General features: G+C 56.9%; 14 protein-coding genes. 7 read left to right on the top strand and 7 right to left on the bottom strand.

The genetic code is table 11. The features are described 5' to 3' along the window. Positions 1-208 precede the first annotated feature (208 nt). The 4 genes from phoH to efeU all read right to left on the bottom strand — a co-directional run bounded on the left by phoH (position 209) and on the right by efeU (position 4,787). A complete protein-coding gene (gene phoH, locus B3B59_RS01755) occupies positions 209-997 on the bottom strand; it encodes a phosphate starvation-inducible protein PhoH (protein ID WP_040078532.1) in 789 nt (262 codons plus the stop codon). A gap of 496 nt (positions 998-1,493) precedes the next feature. Next, complete coding sequence (gene efeB, locus B3B59_RS01750) at positions 1,494-2,777, bottom strand: iron uptake transporter deferrochelatase/peroxidase subunit (RefSeq protein WP_286807982.1); 1,284 nt, start codon at positions 2,775-2,777, stop codon at positions 1,494-1,496. Between the two features lie 5 nt (positions 2,778-2,782). Beyond that, positions 2,783-3,910: an iron uptake system protein EfeO gene (gene efeO, locus B3B59_RS01745; protein ID WP_286807981.1), complete on the bottom strand. Its 1,128-nt coding sequence runs from the start codon at positions 3,908-3,910 to the stop codon at positions 2,783-2,785. Positions 3,911-3,953: 43 nt separating this feature from the next. After that, complete coding sequence (gene efeU, locus B3B59_RS01740; protein WP_286807980.1) at positions 3,954-4,787, bottom strand: iron uptake transporter permease EfeU; 834 nt, start codon at positions 4,785-4,787, stop codon at positions 3,954-3,956. Positions 4,788-5,038: 251 nt separating this feature from the next. On the opposite strand from efeU, the gene B3B59_RS01735 reads away from it, so the two are divergent. Beyond that, entirely contained in the window at positions 5,039-6,223 is a 1,185-nt protein-coding gene (locus B3B59_RS01735) for a NupC/NupG family nucleoside CNT transporter (RefSeq protein WP_046886632.1), read from the top strand. A 32-nt stretch (positions 6,224-6,255) separates the two neighbouring features. Here the strand turns inward: B3B59_RS01735 and B3B59_RS01730 are convergent, their stop codons facing one another. Both B3B59_RS01730 and putP read right to left on the bottom strand, forming a co-directional pair. Next, positions 6,256-6,675 (bottom strand): DUF3574 domain-containing protein, encoded by a 420-nt coding sequence (locus tag B3B59_RS01730; protein ID WP_046886633.1) that lies wholly within the window; start codon positions 6,673-6,675, stop codon positions 6,256-6,258. Between the two features lie 103 nt (positions 6,676-6,778). Beyond that, positions 6,779-8,287, bottom strand: coding sequence for a sodium/proline symporter PutP (gene putP / locus B3B59_RS01725; protein WP_207293447.1), 1,509 nt, complete (start codon positions 8,285-8,287; stop codon positions 6,779-6,781). Positions 8,288-8,707: 420 nt separating this feature from the next. On the opposite strand from putP, the gene putA reads away from it, so the two are divergent. Further along, entirely contained in the window at positions 8,708-12,670 is a 3,963-nt protein-coding gene (gene putA / locus B3B59_RS01720; RefSeq protein ID WP_286807979.1) for a trifunctional transcriptional regulator/proline dehydrogenase/L-glutamate gamma-semialdehyde dehydrogenase, read from the top strand. 61 nt (positions 12,671-12,731) lie between these two features. Then, entirely contained in the window at positions 12,732-13,127 is a 396-nt protein-coding gene (locus B3B59_RS01715) for a lysozyme inhibitor LprI family protein (protein WP_046886636.1), read from the top strand. Here the strand turns inward: B3B59_RS01715 and rutR are convergent. Beyond that, the gene (gene rutR, locus B3B59_RS01710) at positions 13,124-13,762 is read right to left on the bottom strand and encodes an HTH-type transcriptional regulator RutR (RefSeq protein ID WP_040076226.1); all 639 of its coding nucleotides are present in this window, start codon (positions 13,760-13,762) and stop codon (positions 13,124-13,126) included. The genes B3B59_RS01715 and rutR overlap by 4 nt on opposite strands. A 285-nt stretch (positions 13,763-14,047) precedes the next feature. Between rutR and rutA the strand changes: the two genes are divergently transcribed. From rutA to rutD, 4 genes are read left to right on the top strand one after another with little or no spacing between them, the layout of a single operon-like run. Continuing rightward, on the top strand, positions 14,048-15,139 hold the full coding sequence (gene rutA, locus B3B59_RS01705) for a pyrimidine utilization protein A (RefSeq protein ID WP_286777842.1): 1,092 nt from the start codon (positions 14,048-14,050) through the stop codon (positions 15,137-15,139). Continuing rightward, positions 15,139-15,831, top strand: a complete 693-nt coding sequence (gene rutB, locus B3B59_RS01700; RefSeq protein WP_040076228.1) for a pyrimidine utilization protein B — start codon at positions 15,139-15,141, stop codon at positions 15,829-15,831. The genes rutA and rutB overlap by 1 nt, the downstream gene beginning before the upstream one ends. Positions 15,832-15,842: 11 nt before the next feature. Beyond that, positions 15,843-16,229, top strand: a complete 387-nt coding sequence (gene rutC, locus B3B59_RS01695) for a pyrimidine utilization protein C (protein WP_040076230.1) — start codon at positions 15,843-15,845, stop codon at positions 16,227-16,229. A gap of 7 nt (positions 16,230-16,236) precedes the next feature. After that, entirely contained in the window at positions 16,237-17,037 is an 801-nt protein-coding gene (gene rutD / locus B3B59_RS01690) for a pyrimidine utilization protein D (RefSeq protein WP_286807978.1), read from the top strand.

Here is a 17,037-nt window from a genome sequence, read left to right as displayed (position 1 = left end):
CCCCCCTCACCGCCATATTTGAGAAAGAGCTCGTACGAAAGTAGGGGCTTTTTTTTCGCATATTGCACGCCTGCGGGGGGGATGAGAAACCCCGACCGGGGTTCGACAACTGGCGCAGCCAGTTGGACAGACTGAGCGCGCATCGAATCTATCCCCCTCCCAAAAAAAACAAAGCCCGGTTTCCCGGGCCTTGAACAGAACAGCGAACTCAGTAATACGCATTCAGCGTTCGCTGACACAAAGCCGATCGTACGCAATCGTCTTTTGTGAAGCGGACAATACCCACCATCTCATCTTCCTCAAAACGTGCCAGCGCATCGCTTAATCCCGACGGAACGCCCGCCGGCAAATCGCACTGCGTAATATCACCGTTAACGATGACCGTCACGTTCTCCCCGAGGCGCGTTAAAAACATCTTCATTTGCGCAGCGGTCACGTTCTGAGCCTCGTCGAGAATCACAACCGCATTTTCAAATGTACGTCCGCGCATATAGGCGAACGGCGCGATTTCTACCTTGCCAATTTCTGGTCGTAGGCAGTACTGCATAAAGGAAGCGCCCAACCGTTTAACGAGCACGTCGTAAACCGGCCGGAAGTAAGGCGCAAACTTCTCCGAGATATCGCCTGGCAGGAAGCCCAGGTCTTCATCGGCCTGCAGCACAGGACGAGTAACAATAATCTTGTCTACGTCCTTATGGATCAGAGCCTCCGCCGCTTTGGCGGCGCTTATCCAGGTTTTACCGCATCCGGCTTCGCCAGTTGCAAAGATAAGCGATTTTCTCTCAATAGCATTCAGGTACTGCGCCTGAGCGTCATTGCGTGCCACAACAGGAGTAAGATCACGGCTGTCCCTTGCCATGCCAATTGCTTCAACGCCACTCATCTGCACAAGCGAGGTGACCGATTCTTCTTCACGCTGTTTATGGCTGCGTGAATCTCGTCTCAGCACACGTTTTGCTTCACGACGAGCTTTGATCACTGCTTTTTGTCTTCCCATGGATAGCACCTTGAGTTGTTGGTATTCATCACACACGCCGTTGCCGGCGCGATTATGCGCACAAACATCTGAGGTTTGGCTTCCTTTTAAGCCATAGCTTGCCTGGTTGTTGGACATTGCCGAACGGCTACGCGCACCGTTCGGCACGTGGGAAAAATCATGATTTACGTTGGTGGGGGCGTTTTTTGTGGTGAAGAAATCGCTGTCGGAGTCCAGGCCTCCGCGTCGGGTGCTGCGGTTATTGCGTTTACCTTGTCCAGTACAGGACCCTACCATTCGCGATCTCCATAGTGAAAGACATCACTGCCGGGATTTACCGCTTTCCTAGAATAAGTACATCAGGATTTAAAACAAATGCAACATTTATTTTACCTGAATGCAACTTTAGAGTCGCCCTGCAGCAGACCACAGTGTCATTCAGAATTATTACAAAATTATAACATCAGGAAGATCATAGTAAAAAAAGCTCTCCCGCACCACGATGCGGGAGAGTTATTCAGGCTTCGAGTAAACCCTGAGCGAGGTAGTGATTTTTATCCAGGGCACCCGGTAACGCGAAGAAATAGCCGCCGCCAACAGGCTTCACATACTCTTCCAGCGCTTCGCCATTTAGCCGCTTTTGTACGGTTAAAAAGCCTTTATTCAGGTCGTGCTGGTAACAGACAAACAGCAGCCCCATGTCCAGTTGCCCCGAGTTGGTCACGCCCAGCGAATAGCTGTATCCCCTGCGCATCATCAGGCTGGAGGCGGTCTCTTTGGTGCGAGGATTGGCGAGACGAATATGGCTATCGAGGGCGATAGTCTCCCCGTCGGGATCGTGGACGTAGTCCGGCACATCGTGCTCGTTTTTCATTCCCAGCGGCGCCCCGCTCTGTTTATCGCGACCAAAGATGGTCTGCTGCTCTTTCAGCGGCGTACGATCCCAGAACTCCACATGGAACTGAATGATACGCACCGCCTGATAGCTGCCGCCTACGGCCCAGGCCGGTTCGCCCTGATCCGCTGTGACCCATACCACCTCGTTCATCAGCACATTGTCGCTGCTGTCGGGGTTGGCAGTCCCGTCTTTAAAACCGAGCAGGTTAACCGGCGTCTCTTTGCCTTTACTGCGCGCCGCGTGATCGGAGATAAACCCTTCCCGTTTCCAGCGCACGCTCAGCAGGTCCGGAGTATGTTTGATCACATCGCGCAACGCGTGGATCACCGTGTCCTGGGTGTTGGCGCAAATTTGCAGCAGGACATCACCATGACAGAGGGCGGCATCCAGCGAATCGTTCGGGAAGCGCGCCATTTTTTGCAGCGCCTTAGGCTTCAGCTTTTGCAAACCAAAGCGTGCATCAAACAGCGATTCGCCCAGCGAGACGGTAATGGTCAGATTATCCGGGGCAATATAGGCCCCCAGAATACCGGAATCCATGGGCGGCAGGCGTGTATTCTGGGTATCGGGGGCCGGGCCGCCCGTCGTCAGGAAGTCGATACGGGCCGTTAACAGCCGGAACAGACGCGCCAGATCGGCTTTATCGCTGGCCAGAACATCAAAAGCCACCAGCATCATCGATGCCTGCTGCGGCGTAAGAATACCCGCCTGATGTTTACCGAAGAAAGGCTGCGTCTCCATGCGTGCATCCGGGGAGAGCGTCCCCGGCGCGCTTTGCGGTTTTGCCGCATGCGCTACCGGGCAACCCCCTGCCAGAGCGAGCGCGCCGCCAAGCGCGCCGACCCCTTTTAACAACCGACGCCGCGAAGGCTGGGCAACGTCGTACTCATCGTGCTTGTTCATGATGCTTAATCCAGACCCAGCACGCCGCGCAGTTGAGCCAGATCTTCCGCCAGAGTAGTAATCGGTCCTTTCAGGGCATTACGATCCGCCTCGGTCAGCTTTTCATAGGTCTCGTAGCCGTCTTTGGTGCGGTATTTCGCCAGAATGGTGTTCACTTTTTTGAAGTTGGCATCCACCTTCGTCAGGAGCGCGCTGTTCTCTTTTTGCAGTTGAGGACGCAGCAGGTCGACAATCTTCTGCGCGCCTTCCACGTTCGCCTGGAAGTCCCAGAGGTCGGTATGGCTGTAACGATCTTCTTCACCGCTGATTTTGCTGGCCGCGACTTCTTCAATCAGGCCTGCCGCGCCGCCCACGACTTTAGATGGCGGGAATGCCAGCTCGCTGATGCGTTTTTGCAGCTCCAGCACATCGCTATTGAGTTGATCGGCATAGTGCTCCATCCCTTTAGTGCTGTTATCGCCAAACAGCGCCTTTTCCAGACGGTGGAAGCCGGTGAATTTCGGATCGGCCGCTTTTTGCTCGAAATCATCTTCACGGGCGTCGATGCTGCCGTCGAGGTCGGAGAAGAGTTCAGCGATAGGTTCAATACGTTCGTAATGCTGACGGGTAGGCGCATACAGCGATTTGGCCTTTTCGATATCGCCCGCTTTCACCGCATCGGTGAAGGCTTTGGTCCCGGCGACCAGGTCGGCGGTCTCTTTCGTCACATAAGCTTTGTAGGCGGTGATGGCGTCGCCCAGGCTTAGTAAGGCCTCCCCTTTCGCCGCCTCGGCAGTGGCACCGCCTTTAACAATCAGCTTGCCTTTCGGGTTGGTCAGCAGGCCACAGGTCATCTCATACTCACCCGGCTCCAGGTTGGCCGTCATCTTCTGGCTAAAGCCTGGGGCAATGTTCTCACGCTCTTCCACAACCATCACCCCTTTCAGGATCTCCCACTCCAGCGCTTTCTGGCTATGGTTCTGAATGAGGAACTGTGTCTTGCCGCTATTGACCGTGAGGGTCATCGGCTCACACTGCTTGTCATTGACGGTGACTTTCACCTGTGGAATATCGGCTGCCTGCACATAAAACGCAGAGGACAACAGCGCGGCAATACCTGCCTGTAACGCGGTACGACGAAATTGAATAGCCATGACCCTTCCCGTTAATAAGTATGTTGTAACTAAACAAAGCACGTTACAGCGCAGTCCGCGTCGGTTGCGTGCTGGGGCGTGATGGCATAAAAAACAGCACCAGCGCCGGAATAAGATAGATAAAATAGATCGCCACTTCGCTGACGCTCGGCGTCTCCTGATAACCGAAGATGCCTTCAAGGAGCGTTCCCGCCAGTGAGTGGGTAGAGAGGATAGTGCTCAGGTCAAAAGCCACATCCTGGAAGTGATTCCACAGCCCGGCCTCGTGGAAAGCGCGGATAGCCCCCGCCGCCAGCCCGGCGGCCACCAGCAGGATAAACAGGCTGGTCCATTTGAAAAAGGCGCCGAGGTTCAGACGCACGCCGCCCCAGTAGAGAAGAAAACCGAGCACCACGGCGGTCGCCAGCCCCAGTACCGCGCCAAGCGGCGGCCAGATACCCACGTCCTGCTGGAATGCCGCCAGCAGGAAAAAGACCGACTCCAGCCCTTCGCGGGCGACGGCGAAAAAGACCATCATGATCAGCGCCCAGCCGTGATGATTGCCTTTCTGCAGGGCGCTATCAACCGCCTGCTCCAGCAGAATTTTGACGTTACGGGACACTTTACGCATCCAGAACACCATCCAGGTGAGGATCACCACGGCAATTACCGCCACGATGCCTTCGAATAACTCCTGCTCTTTTTGCGGAAACTCGCCGGTGGTTTCGTTGATGGCAATGCCCAGCCCCAGGCAGAGCGCTGCGGCGAGGAAAACCCCAATCCACATCACCCCAATCCAGCGCCCGCGTTGGGTGCGTTTCAGGTAACTGGCGATAAGACTGACAATTAAGGCCGCTTCAAGGCCTTCACGTAACATAATGAGAAATGGAACAAACATGCCGACACCTTAAATGTTTATCGCCGTCAATTGATGCAAAGAAAGGTAAATTCATGTGATAGTGATTATCATTACGGCATGAAGAAATACAAGCGAAATATGCGGCGTTTTAATGACAGGATGTAAACCCCTTGCAGGGTAATCATTACCCTGTTAACTAACGGCTTTATAAGCTCATGAATAAAAGTCCATTTACCCTTAAACGCGGCTGTGGCTAAATGTGCGCCTCGAAAACCTGCTGATTATTAAATATGTCTACTATTTTGCACTTCCTGCTGGCCCTGGTGGTTATCCTGGCGCTGGCGTGGCTGGTCAGTTTCGATCGCCGTAAAATTCGTATCCGCTATATTTTACAGCTCATCGTGATCGAAATAGCGCTGGCGTTCTTTTTCCTGCATGCCGAAAGCGGCCTGTTCATTATTAAATATGTTTCGGGCTTCTTTGAAACGCTGCTGAAATATGCCGCCGAGGGCACCAACTTTGTCTTTGGCGGTATGGGTGACAAAGGGCTGGCCTTTATCTTCCTTGGCGTGCTCTGCCCCATCGTCTTTATCTCCGCCCTGATTGGGATATTGCAACACTGGCGCATTCTGCCGATCTTTATTCGCCTGCTGGGTAGCGCGCTGGCAAAAGTGAACGGCATGGGTAAGCTGGAGTCGTTTAACGCGATCAGCTCTCTTACGCTCGGCCAGTCAGAAAACTTCATTGCTTATAAAGGGGTGTTAGGCGATCTCTCCTCCCGTCGTCTGTTCACGATGGCGGCCACGGCCATGTCGACCGTCTCGCTCTCGATCGTGGGCGCCTATATGACGATGCTGGAGGCCAAATATGTGGTGGCGGCGCTGATTCTGAATATGTTCAGCACCTTTATCATTCTGTCGGTCATTAATCCGACGCGCCCGGAAGCTGAGCCGGATATTAAGCTGGAAAAGATGCACGAATCCCAGAGTTTCTTCGAAATGCTCGGAGAGTATATTCTGGCCGGCTTTAAAGTGGCGATGATTATTCTGGCGATGCTGATTGGCTTTATTGCACTGATTAGCGCCGTCAACGCCCTCTTCTCCAGCATCTTTGGTTTAAGCTTCCAGCAGATCCTGGGCTATGTGTTCTATCCTCTGGCCTGGCTGGTAGGCATCCCGCTCAGCGATGCGTTGCACGCAGGCGGTATTATGGCCACCAAGCTGGTGGCGAACGAATTTGTGGCGATGATCGAGCTGCAAAAAATTGCCGCAGAGATGACGCCGCGCGGGCTGGGCATTTTGTCGGTGTTCCTGGTTTCGTTCGCCAACTTTGCCTCTATCGGTATCGTGGCCGGGGCAATTAAAGGGCTGAACGAGCAGCAGGGCAACGTGGTATCACGCTTCGGCCTGCGCCTGGTCTACGGTGCGACGCTGGTGAGCTTGCTCTCGGCGAGCTTTGCCGGCCTGGTGCTGTAAGTCATGACGGCGGGGTATCCCGCCGTTTTTCGTTAAAACTGTACGCACACCGGCTGGTCAATACGCATCACTGACTCCTGGGCGAAGCGTGATTTATAAATCCCCCGCAGCGCCTCAATATTCTTCTCACTCTGCGCGTCTTTACCGTGAATCAGCATCAGCGCCTTGCTCGGCTCCCGCGCCACTTTCCCGTCGTTCCCCAGCCATTGCCCACGTGCATCAAACACCGTTAAGCCATCACGAAAACGTGGGGTAACGTCCTGATCGACAAACTGTTGCCACTCCGCACCGGTAATCTCTGCCCCTGCCGGGCGGTTAAGCCCGAAATACAGCGTGGTTTGCTGCATCTGGTTATCGGCTTTACATTCCGCTACCGCCGCATGTTGCGACGGTGCGCTGCAGCCAGCCAGCAGTAAAAGTGCGCCTGCCATTAACCCTGTTTTGAACATCATGGTTGCTATCCTCATTGTTATAAGCCCTGAGATATCAACGTAAAACAGAAAATTTAGCAATAAAAAAGCCGGGCGTACCCGGCTTAGAGAGCGTGCGTCAGGCTTATTCCGCCTGCAGCTTAACCGGCGGTGCCGTGTGGTAATGGGCATCCGCTTCAGCAAAGCGTTTCTGCATGGCCGCAGATGGCGCTTTGCCCAGCAAGCTAAAGATCACAATACCCAGGCTGGCGAAGATAAAGCCCGGGATGATTTCGTACAGGCCCAGCCAGGCGAACTGTTTCCAGACGATAACGGTAACCGCACCGATGATCATCCCCGCCAGCGCGCCGTTACGGGTCATACGCGACCAGAGTACGGAGAAGAGGACTACCGGGCCGAAAGCGGCACCAAAGCCCGCCCAGGCGTAGCTCACCAGACCCAGTACGCGGTTATCCGGATTTGCCGCCAGCGCAATGGCAATAAGCGCCACCACCAGCACCATAAAGCGCCCTACCCATACCAGCTCTTTCTGACTTGCCCCTTTACGCAGGAAAGCCTTATAGAGATCTTCAGTAATGGCGCTGGAGCAGACCAGCAGCTGGCAGCTCAGGGTGGACATCACCGCGGCCAGAATAGCGGACAGTAAAATCCCGGCAATCCATGGGTTAAAGAGGATCTGCGCCAGCTCAATGAATACGCGCTCGGCGTTCTGGTTCACCGCGCCCGCTTGCGCCGGATTGTTATTGAAGTAAGCAATACCGAAGAAGCCTACTGCACAGGCACCCGCCAGGCAGAGAATCATCCAGGTCATGCTGATACGACGCGCATGCACGATGGTGTGGTGAGAATCCGCCGCCATAAAGCGCGCCAGAATGTGTGGCTGACCGAAATAGCCCAGCCCCCAGCCCATCAGGGAGACGATAGCGACGAAGTTAAGCCCTTTCAGCATATCGACGTTTTCAATGCTTTTTTGCTTAATCACTTCCAGCGAATCGCCAAACCCACCCACGGTGATAATCACAATGACCGGCGTCAGGATCAGGGCGAAGATCATCAGGCTCGCCTGCACGGTATCAGTCCAGCTGACGGCCAGGAACCCACCGACAAAGGTATAGAGGATGGTCGCTGCGGCACCGGCCCACAGCGCGGTTTCATAGCTCATACCGAAGGTGCTTTCAAACAGACGCGCACCGGCCACGATGCCGGAAGCGCAATAGATGGTGAAGAACACTAAAATTACCACCGCCGAGATGATGCGCAGCACGCGGCTGTTATCTTCGAAGCGGCCAGTGAAGTAGTCCGGCAGGGTTAGCGCATTGTTGTTGGCTTCGGTATGCACGCGCAGACGGCCCGCCACCAGCTTCCAGTTGATCCAGGCCCCGACGGTCAAACCAATCGCGATCCAGCTTTCTGAAATACCAGAGATGAAGATGGCGCCCGGCAGGCCCATCAGCAGCCAGCCGCTCATGTCGGAGGCGCCCGCTGAGAGTGCTGTCACCATCGGCCCTAAACTGCGGCCACCTAAAATATAATCATCAAAGCTATTGGTAGATCGCCAGGCCAGGAAGCCAATAAGGATCATGCCAAAAATATAAACGATGAAGGTCACCAGCATCGGTGTGCTTATTGCCATATAACTACTCCGCAAATGTTCTGCGACAATCATCCGGATTGTCTTGTTATTGCATCATCGGAACGTGATGATGATCTCTATTTCTGTTGGCCGCGCGTATCCTGCCGTAAGCAGTGCTCGCACACAAACGATTTAACACTGCATTTACACCGAATTCATCCCAGAATTTATAGGTCTTTCCTATAGGTTGCACTCGCTCACGCTTTTACGGGTTGCACCTTGTAAAAGTGTTAAGCACCGCATAAAAACGGGCCTTAGCCGCCGCCGGCTACCTCTTTTTTCAGCTAACCAGTCGTTAACAATCCATTCATTTTTCAGCTTGCAAGCCCTGTCACAATTAACACGGTTGCACAAAGTTGCAACATGGTGGATATTTCTCGAAACGTTAGAACATCATTAAAGAACAACAGGAGTTTTGGCATGGGCATGACCACCATGGGGGTTAAGCTGGATGACGCAACCCGCGAACGGATTAAGAGCGCGGCGACCCGCATTGACCGTACGCCGCACTGGTTAATTAAGCAGGCCATTTTTAATTATCTGGAGCGACTGGAGAGCGAAGAGGGGTTACCGGAGCTGCCGGCCCTGCTGAACGGCGCAGCTAACGAGGGCGACGAGACGGCCGACGCAGCGGAAGAGAGCTATCAGCCCTTCCTGGAGTTCGCCGAGCAGATCCTGCCGCAGTCTGTCAGCCGTGCCGCCATCACTGCCGCTTACCGCCGTGCAGAGACCGACGCCGTGCCGATGCTGCTGGAGCAGGCCCGCCTGCCCGAGCCGATCGCGACGCAGGCGCATAACCTGGCATACCAGCTGGCCGAGAAGCTGCGTAATCAGAAAACCGCCAGCGGCCGTGCCGGCATGGTGCAGAGCCTGCTGCAGGAGTTCTCCCTCTCCTCTCAGGAGGGTGTCGCCCTGATGTGCCTGGCCGAAGCGCTGCTGCGTATTCCGGACAAAGCCACCCGCGATGCCCTGATCCGCGACAAAATCAGCAACGGCAACTGGCAGTCACACATTGGCCGTAGCCCGTCGCTGTTTGTTAATGCCGCCACCTGGGGTCTGCTGTTTACCGGTCGCCTGGTCTCTACCCACAACGAAGCCAGCCTCTCCCGCTCCCTTAACCGTATTATCGGTAAAAGCGGCGAACCGCTGATCCGCAAAGGCGTGGATATGGCGATGCGCCTGATGGGCGAGCAGTTTGTGACCGGCGAAACCATCGCCGAAGCACTGGCGAACGCCCGCAAGCTGGAAGATAAAGGCTTCCGCTACTCCTACGATATGCTGGGCGAAGCGGCCCTGACCGCCGCCGATGCGCAGGCCTATATGGTCTCTTATCAGCAGGCGATCCACGCCATCGGTAAAGCCTCCAACGGGCGCGGCATTTATGAAGGCCCGGGTATCTCGATTAAGCTTTCGGCGCTGCACCCGCGCTACAGCCGCGCGCAGTACGACCGCGTAATGGAAGAGCTCTATCCCCGTCTGAAATCCCTGACTCTGCTGGCGCGGCAGTATGACATCGGCATTAACATCGACGCCGAAGAGGCCGATCGTCTGGAGATCTCATTAGATTTGCTGGAAAAACTGTGCTTTGAGCCAGAGCTGGCGGGCTGGAACGGGATCGGCTTTGTTATTCAGGCCTATCAGAAACGCTGTCCGTTCGTGATTGATTACCTGATTGACCTGGCCTCGCGCAGCCGTCGCCGCCTGATGATCCGTCTGGTGAAAGGCGCCTACTGGGATAGCGAAATCAAACGTGCCCAGATGGAAGGGCTGGAAGGCTATCCGGTTTATACCCGCAAGGTGTATACCGATGTCTCTTACCTTGCCTGTGCGAAAAAATTGCTTGGCGTGCCCAATCTGATCTACCCGCAGTTTGCGACCCACAACGCGCACACGCTGGCGGCGATTTATCAGCTGGCGGGGCAGAACTACTACCCGGGTCAGTATGAGTTCCAGTGTCTGCACGGCATGGGTGAGCCTCTGTACGAGCAGGTCACCGGTAAAGTGGCGGAAGGAAAACTCAACCGTCCATGCCGCATTTATGCTCCGGTCGGCACCCACGAAACGCTGCTGGCGTATCTGGTTCGTCGTCTGCTGGAAAACGGTGCTAATACCTCCTTCGTTAACCGTATCGCCGATACCACCCTGCCGCTGGATGAGCTGGTGGCCGATCCGGTACAGGCGGTAGAGAAAATGGCCGCGCAGGAGGGTCAGGTTGGCCTGCCGCATCCGAAAATTGCCCTGCCGCGCGATCTGTACGGCGAAGGTCGCGTCAACTCCGCGGGTCTGGACCTGGCGAACGAACACCGTCTGGCCTCCCTCTCCTCTTCCCTGCTCAACAGCGCCCTGCATAAATGGCAGGCCAAACCGATCCTCGAACAGCCGGTGGCTGACGGTGATATGCAGCCGGTGCTCAACCCGGCAGAGCCAAAAGATATTGTTGGCTATGTGCGTGAAGCCACCGAAGAGGAAGTTAACCAGGCGCTGGATAGCGCAGTGAATAACGCCCCGATCTGGTTCGCCACCCCGCCGCAGGAACGTGCCGCCATTCTGGAGCGCGCCGCGGTGCTGATGGAAGACCAGATGCAGCAGCTGATTGGCATCCTGGTGCGCGAAGCGGGCAAGAGCTTCAGTAATGCTATCGCCGAAGTGCGTGAGGCGGTCGATTTCCTGCACTACTATGCAGGCCAGGTGCGCGATGATTTCGATAACGAAACGCATCGTCCTCTGGGGCCGGTCGTCTGTATCAGCCCGTGGAACTTCCCGCTGGCGATCTTCGCCGGCCAGATTGCCGCCGCGCTGGCCGCAGGCAATAGCGTCCTGGCAAAACCGGCTGAGCAGACCCCGCTGATTGCGGCACAGGGCATCTCTATTCTGCTGGAAGCGGGCGTGCCGCCGGGCGTGGTGCAGCTGCTGCCAGGACGCGGTGAAACCGTCGGTGCTCAGCTCACCGCCGACACTCGGGTGCGCGGCGTGATGTTTACCGGCTCCACTGAAGTGGCCTCGATGCTGCAACGCAACATTGCTACCCGTCTTGACGCACAGGGCCGCCCGACGCCGCTGATTGCGGAAACCGGCGGCATGAACGCCATGATTGTCGACTCTTCTGCCCTGACCGAACAGGTGGTGGTAGACGTGCTCTCCTCCGCCTTCGACAGCGCGGGTCAGCGCTGCTCCGCCCTGCGAGTTCTCTGCCTGCAGGACGACATTGCCGACCATACGCTGAAAATGTTGCGTGGTGCGATGGCCGAGTGCCGCATGGGCAACCCGGGTCGTCTCACCACCGATATCGGGCCGGTCATCGATGCCGAAGCGAAAGCCAACATTGAAAATCACATTCAGGCGATGCGTGCTAAAGGCCGCCCGGTCTACCAGGCCGTCCGTGAAAATAGCGACGACGCCCGTGAGTGGAAAACCGGTACCTTCGTGGCACCGACCCTGATTGAGCTCGCCAGCTTCGATGAGCTGAAAAAAGAGGTCTTCGGCCCGGTGCTGCACGTGGTGCGCTACAGCCGTAATAACCTTGCCGCGCTGATTGAACAGATCAACGCCTCCGGCTACGGTCTGACCCTCGGCGTGCATACCCGTATCGACGAAACTATCGCGCAGGTGACGGGCAGCGCCAAAGTGGGCAACCTGTACGTCAACCGCAACATGGTCGGTGCCGTGGTCGGCGTGCAGCCGTTTGGTGGTGAAGGCCTGTCGGGTACCGGTCCGAAAGCCGGTGGTCCAATGTACCTTTATCGTCTGCTGGCGAACCGCCCGGAGAACGCACTGGGTGTAACCCTGGCGCGTCAGGATGCGCAGTACGCGGTGGACACCCAGGTGAAAACCGTCCTTACCCGTCCTCTGGAGGCGCTGGCAGCCTGGGCAGAGAAACGCCCGGAACTGCATGCCCTGTGCCTGCAGTATGGCGAGCTGGCGCAGGCCGGTACGCAGCGTCTGCTTCCGGGCCCAACCGGGGAGCGCAACACCTGGACGCTGATGCCGCGTGAGCGTGTGCTCTGTGTGGCGGATAACGAGCAGGATGCCCTGGTCCAGCTGGCCGGTGCGCTGGCAACGGGTTGTGAAGTGCTGTGGCCAGAAGATGGCCTGCACCGCGACATGGCCAAACAGCTGCCTAAGGCGGTCAGCGAGCGGATCCACTTTGCAAAACAAGAGGAGCTGGCCCGCCAGCCGTTCGATGCGGTGATTTACCACGGCGACTCTGACCAGCTGCGTGAACTCTGCGAAGAGGTTGCGGCCCGCGAAGGGGCGATTGTTTCGGTGCAGGGCTTCGCCCGCGGTGAAACGAATCTGCTGCTGGAGCGTCTGTACGTTGAGCGTTCGCTCAGCGTCAACACCGCCGCAGCCGGGGGCAACGCAAGCCTGATGACAATCGGTTAACGCTATGCTAATAAAAGCTCCGGTAACGGAGCTTTTTTCGTTTTAGGCCCTGGGAGAAAACATGAAATCTTTACTGATCGCCGGCACCGCGTTGCTGTTAAGCGCCAGTGCGCTGGCGGATGAGTGCGCAAACGCGACGACACAACTGGATCTGAATATCTGCACGGCAAAACAGTATCAGGAGGCGGATAGTAAGTTGAACCAGACATACCAGGCAGCAATGAAGCGTGCGGCTGGCGCTCAGCAAGGGTTGCTGAAAAACGCCCAACTGGCGTGGATTAAATTGCGCGACGCTGACTGCGCCTTTATCGGCTCTGGCACCGAGGGCGGCTCCGTACAGCCCATGATCATCAATCAGTGCCTTACCGAGAAGACCAGCGAGCGCGAAGCCATGCTCGCCAGCCTGATGCAGTGTGAAGAGGGCGATTTGAGCTGCCCGCTTCCCCCGGCCAACTAACGCACGCGGATCCCTTCAATAATCATCCGCTGTACGTTTTCGGCGGTGCGCTGGAAGAACGCCTCATCCTGTAAGGTCTTGCCCGTCACCGCCTCTACCTGCGCCGAGAAGTCAGCATAGTGCTGGGTCGCGGCCCAGATCATAAAGATCAGATGGTGCGGATCCACCGCCGCCAGTTTGCCGCTGGCCACCCAGCCCGCAATAATCGCCGATTTTTCATCCACCAGCGCTTTCACGCCCCCGGTCAGCTCTTCTTTTAGCAGCGGAGCGCCCTGCAACATCTCCAGACAGAAAAGCCGGGAGGCCTGTGGGTAGTCACGCGACACTTCCAGTTTCAGGCGAATGTACTCCGAGATGGCCACCAGCGGAGTGAACTCCTCGCGAAACGCCTTCAGCGGTGCCAGCCAGACGTCAAGAATTTGGCGTAATACCGCCACGTACAGCACCTCTTTAGACGGGTAGTAATAGAGCAGATTCGTTTTCGACACCCCGGCCAGCTCAGCAACCTGTTCGAGACGAGTACCGTGGATGCCAAACTGGGAAAAGGTCTCAAGCGCCGCCGCCAGAATCGCCGCTTTCTTTGCGCTCACCGCCTGCGACCGCTTACCGGTGCCCTTCACTGCGCCTTGTGCCATGTGCTCACTCCTTTTTCTTTGCCAACAGCATAGCAAAACCCCTGACATGACACGATATTCTGCACCGCGATCGCGCATGACTGCCTGATTTATGTGCAGACTTTTTGACCGTTTAGTCCACTTTTCAAATGCCTTTTTTATCAACTTACTTTTAACACACTAATAACATTAACCTTTTCAAAACTGGCATCGCCTTTGCAAAACAGGAGTACGCGGCTGAAGAGGAGATGCAGGATGCAGCGCCACGTCTGACTTTCACCCCATACAGAGTAAGAGAGGTTTGTGATGAAAATTGGCGTATTTGTCCCTATCGGCAACAACGGCTGGCTGATCTCCACCCATGCCCCCCAGTACCTGCCGACCTTTGAGCTGAACAAAGCGATTGTGCAAAAAGCAGAGCACTATCATTTTGATTTTGCCCTCTCGATGATCAAGCTGCGCGGTTTTGGCGGTAAAACCGAGTTCTGGGATCACAACATGGACTCCTTCACGCTGATGGCGGGCCTTGCGGCGGTGACCACCCGCATCCAGATTTACGCGACCGCCGCGACCCTGACGCTGCCGCCGGCCATTGTGGCGCGGATGGCCTCAACCATCGACTCTATCTCCGGTGGACGCTTTGGCGTGAATCTGGTCACCGGCTGGCAGAAGCCCGAATATGAGCAGATGGGGCTCTGGCCGGGCGACGAGTACTTCTCAAAACGTTACGACTACCTGACCGAATATGTCACCGTCCTGCGCGACCTGTGGGGCACGGGGAAAAGCGATTTCAAGGGCGACTACTTCACCATGAACGACTGTCGCGTCAGCCCGCAGCCGCAGGTGCCAATGAAGGTGATCTGCGCCGGACAGAGCGATGCGGGCATGGCCTTCTCCGCCGAGCATGCGGACGTTAACTTCTGCTTCGGCAAAGGGGTCAATACACCGAGTGCCTTCGCGCCGACGGCCGCTCGCATGCAGCAGGCGGCCGAGAAAACCGGGCGCCACGTGGGTTCTTACGTCCTGTTTATGGTGATTGCTGATGAAACCGACGAGGCTGCACGGGCGAAGTGGGAACACTATAAAGCAGGGGCAGACGAAGAGGCTCTGAGCTGGCTCACCGAGCAGAGCCAGAAAGACACCCGCTCCGGCACCGACACCAATGTGCGCCAGATGGCCGACCCCACCTCAGCGGTGAATATCAATATGGGCACGCTAGTTGGCTCTTACGCCAGCGTAGCGAAAATGCTCGACGAGGTTGCCAGCGTTCCGGGTGCCGAAGGGGTGTTGCTTACCTTTGACGATTTTCTGATGGGCATCGAGGCCTTCGGGGAACGCATTCAGCCCCTGATGCAGTGTCGGGCGAATGTCCCGGCTACCACCCGGGAGGTCGCGTAATGACAACCTTACCTGCACGCCCGGAGGCGATTACCTTTGCGCCGCAGCAGAGCGCCCTGATTGTGGTGGATATGCAGAACGCCTACGCCACCCCGGGAGGCTATCTCGATCTGGCCGGATTTGACGTCTCCACCACCCGGCCTGTGATTGAGAACATTCATACCGCCGTCACCGCCGCACGAGAAGCGGGGATGCTGATCATCTGGTTCCAGAACGGCTGGGATGAGCAGTACGTCGAGGCGGGCGGCCCCGGCTCCCCCAACTACCACAAATCGAACGCCCTGAAAACCATGCGCAAACGGCCTGAACTGCAGGGCAAGCTGCTGGCAAAAGGGAGCTGGGATTACCAGCTCGTGGATGAGCTGGTGCCTCAGCCCGGCGATATCGTGTTGCCAAAACCGCGCTATAGCGGCTTTTTCAACACCCCGCTGGACAGCATCCTGCGAAGCCGGGGCATTCGTCATCTGGTCTTTACCGGAATCGCGACCAACGTCTGCGTGGAGTCGACCCTGCGCGACGGCTTTTTCCTCGAATATTTCGGCGTTGTGCTGGAGGACGCGACCCACCAGGCGGGCCCTGCATTTGCGCAAGAGGCCGCGCTGTTCAATATCGAAACCTTTTTTGGCTGGGTCAGCGATGTCGAAAGCTTCTGCCATGCCCTTTCACCCGCCACACTTGCCCGTATCGCCTGAGGAGTCACGCCATGCCTAAATCCGTCATTATCCCGCCAGGCACCAGCACCCCCATCGCCCCGTTTGTGCCGGGCACCCTTGCCGATGGCGTGGTCTATGTTTCCGGTACCCTGCCGTTTGATAAGCAGAATAACGTGGTCTATCCCGACGACCCAAAGGGGCAAACCCGCCACGTGCTCGAGACCATCAAAAGCGTTATCGAGACGGCGGGTGGCACCCTGGAGGATGTGACCTTCAACAGCATCTTTATTACCGACTGGAAAAACTACGCCGCGATTAACGAAATTTACGCGGAGTTCTTCCCCGGCGATAAACCGGCGCGATTCTGCATTCAGTGCGGACTGGTGAAGCCAGAAGCGCTGGTTGAGATCGCCTCTGTTGCGCATATCGCTAAGTGAGGGACTGATGAAACTCTCCGTCTCACCGCCGCCCTGGGCGGGCGCGCCAGTCGTGGTAATGATTTCGGGGCTCGGGGGCAGCGCCAGCTACTGGCTTCCTCAGCTCGCCGCGCTGGAGCAGGAGTATCAGGTGGTCTGCTACGACCAGCGCGGCACGGGTAGCAATACCGCGACGCTGCCCGAGGATTACTCCCTGGCACAGATGGCCCGGGAACTGCACGAGGCGCTTTTAACAGCGGGCATCTCACGCTATGCCGTGGTGGGTCATGCGCTGGGCGCCCTGGTGGGGCTGCAACTGGCCATCGACTCGCCTGAGGCCGTGAGCGCGCTGGTCTGCATCAACGGGTGGCTGACGCTTAATCCACACACCCGACGCTGCTTCCAGATTCGCGAGCGGCTCCTGCATGCGGGCGGTGCTCAGGCGTGGGTCGAGGCCCAGCCGCTGTTTCTCTACCCGGCAGACTGGATGGCCGCCCGTGCGCCCCGTATGGAGGCAGAGGAGGCGCTGGCGCTGGCCCACTTCCAGGGCAAAACCAATCTGCTGCGCAGGCTCGCCGCCCTCAAGTCAGCCGATTTTAGCCATCAGGCTGCGCGCGTTGCCTGCCCGGTGCAGGTGATCTGTTCCGCCGACGATCTGCTGGTGCCAACGGTCTGCTCCACAGCGCTGCATGCGGCCCTGCCCCGCAGCACAAAGGTGGTGATGCGCCATGGCGGCCACGCCTGCAATGTCACCGAACCCGAGTCCTTTAACACCCTGCTGCTGAACGGGCTGGCCAGCCTGCTACACAGACCTGAACCCGTTTTTTAA

Source organism: Leclercia sp. UBA2479, from assembly GCF_002341985.1.
Taxonomy (GTDB): Bacteria; Pseudomonadota; Gammaproteobacteria; order Enterobacterales; family Enterobacteriaceae; genus Enterobacter; species Enterobacter pneumoniae.
The sequence above is the reverse complement of the archived record's forward strand: the minus strand, read 5'-3'. Positions and strand labels throughout refer to the sequence as shown.

What these genes read in the sequence shown, in the direction of transcription:
- phoH (WP_040078532.1), bottom strand. Translation starts at nt 997, where the DNA reads ATGGGAAGACAAAAAGCAGTGATCAAAGCTCGTCGTGAAGCAAAACGT.
- efeB (WP_286807982.1), bottom strand. Translation starts at nt 2,777, where the DNA reads ATGAACAAGCACGATGAGTACGACGTTGCCCAGCCTTCGCGGCGTCGG.
- efeO (WP_286807981.1), bottom strand. Translation starts at nt 3,910, where the DNA reads ATGGCTATTCAATTTCGTCGTACCGCGTTACAGGCAGGTATTGCCGCG.
- efeU (WP_286807980.1), bottom strand. Translation starts at nt 4,787, where the DNA reads ATGTTTGTTCCATTTCTCATTATGTTACGTGAAGGCCTTGAAGCGGCC.
- B3B59_RS01735 (WP_046886632.1), top strand. Translation starts at nt 5,039, where the DNA reads ATGTCTACTATTTTGCACTTCCTGCTGGCCCTGGTGGTTATCCTGGCG.
- B3B59_RS01730 (WP_046886633.1), bottom strand. Translation starts at nt 6,675, where the DNA reads ATGATGTTCAAAACAGGGTTAATGGCAGGCGCACTTTTACTGCTGGCT.
- putP (WP_207293447.1), bottom strand. Translation starts at nt 8,287, where the DNA reads ATGGCAATAAGCACACCGATGCTGGTGACCTTCATCGTTTATATTTTT.
- putA (WP_286807979.1), top strand. Translation starts at nt 8,708, where the DNA reads ATGGGCATGACCACCATGGGGGTTAAGCTGGATGACGCAACCCGCGAA.
- B3B59_RS01715 (WP_046886636.1), top strand. Translation starts at nt 12,732, where the DNA reads ATGAAATCTTTACTGATCGCCGGCACCGCGTTGCTGTTAAGCGCCAGT.
- rutR (WP_040076226.1), bottom strand. Translation starts at nt 13,762, where the DNA reads ATGGCACAAGGCGCAGTGAAGGGCACCGGTAAGCGGTCGCAGGCGGTG.
- rutA (WP_286777842.1), top strand. Translation starts at nt 14,048, where the DNA reads ATGAAAATTGGCGTATTTGTCCCTATCGGCAACAACGGCTGGCTGATC.
- rutB (WP_040076228.1), top strand. Translation starts at nt 15,139, where the DNA reads ATGACAACCTTACCTGCACGCCCGGAGGCGATTACCTTTGCGCCGCAG.
- rutC (WP_040076230.1), top strand. Translation starts at nt 15,843, where the DNA reads ATGCCTAAATCCGTCATTATCCCGCCAGGCACCAGCACCCCCATCGCC.
- rutD (WP_286807978.1), top strand. Translation starts at nt 16,237, where the DNA reads ATGAAACTCTCCGTCTCACCGCCGCCCTGGGCGGGCGCGCCAGTCGTG.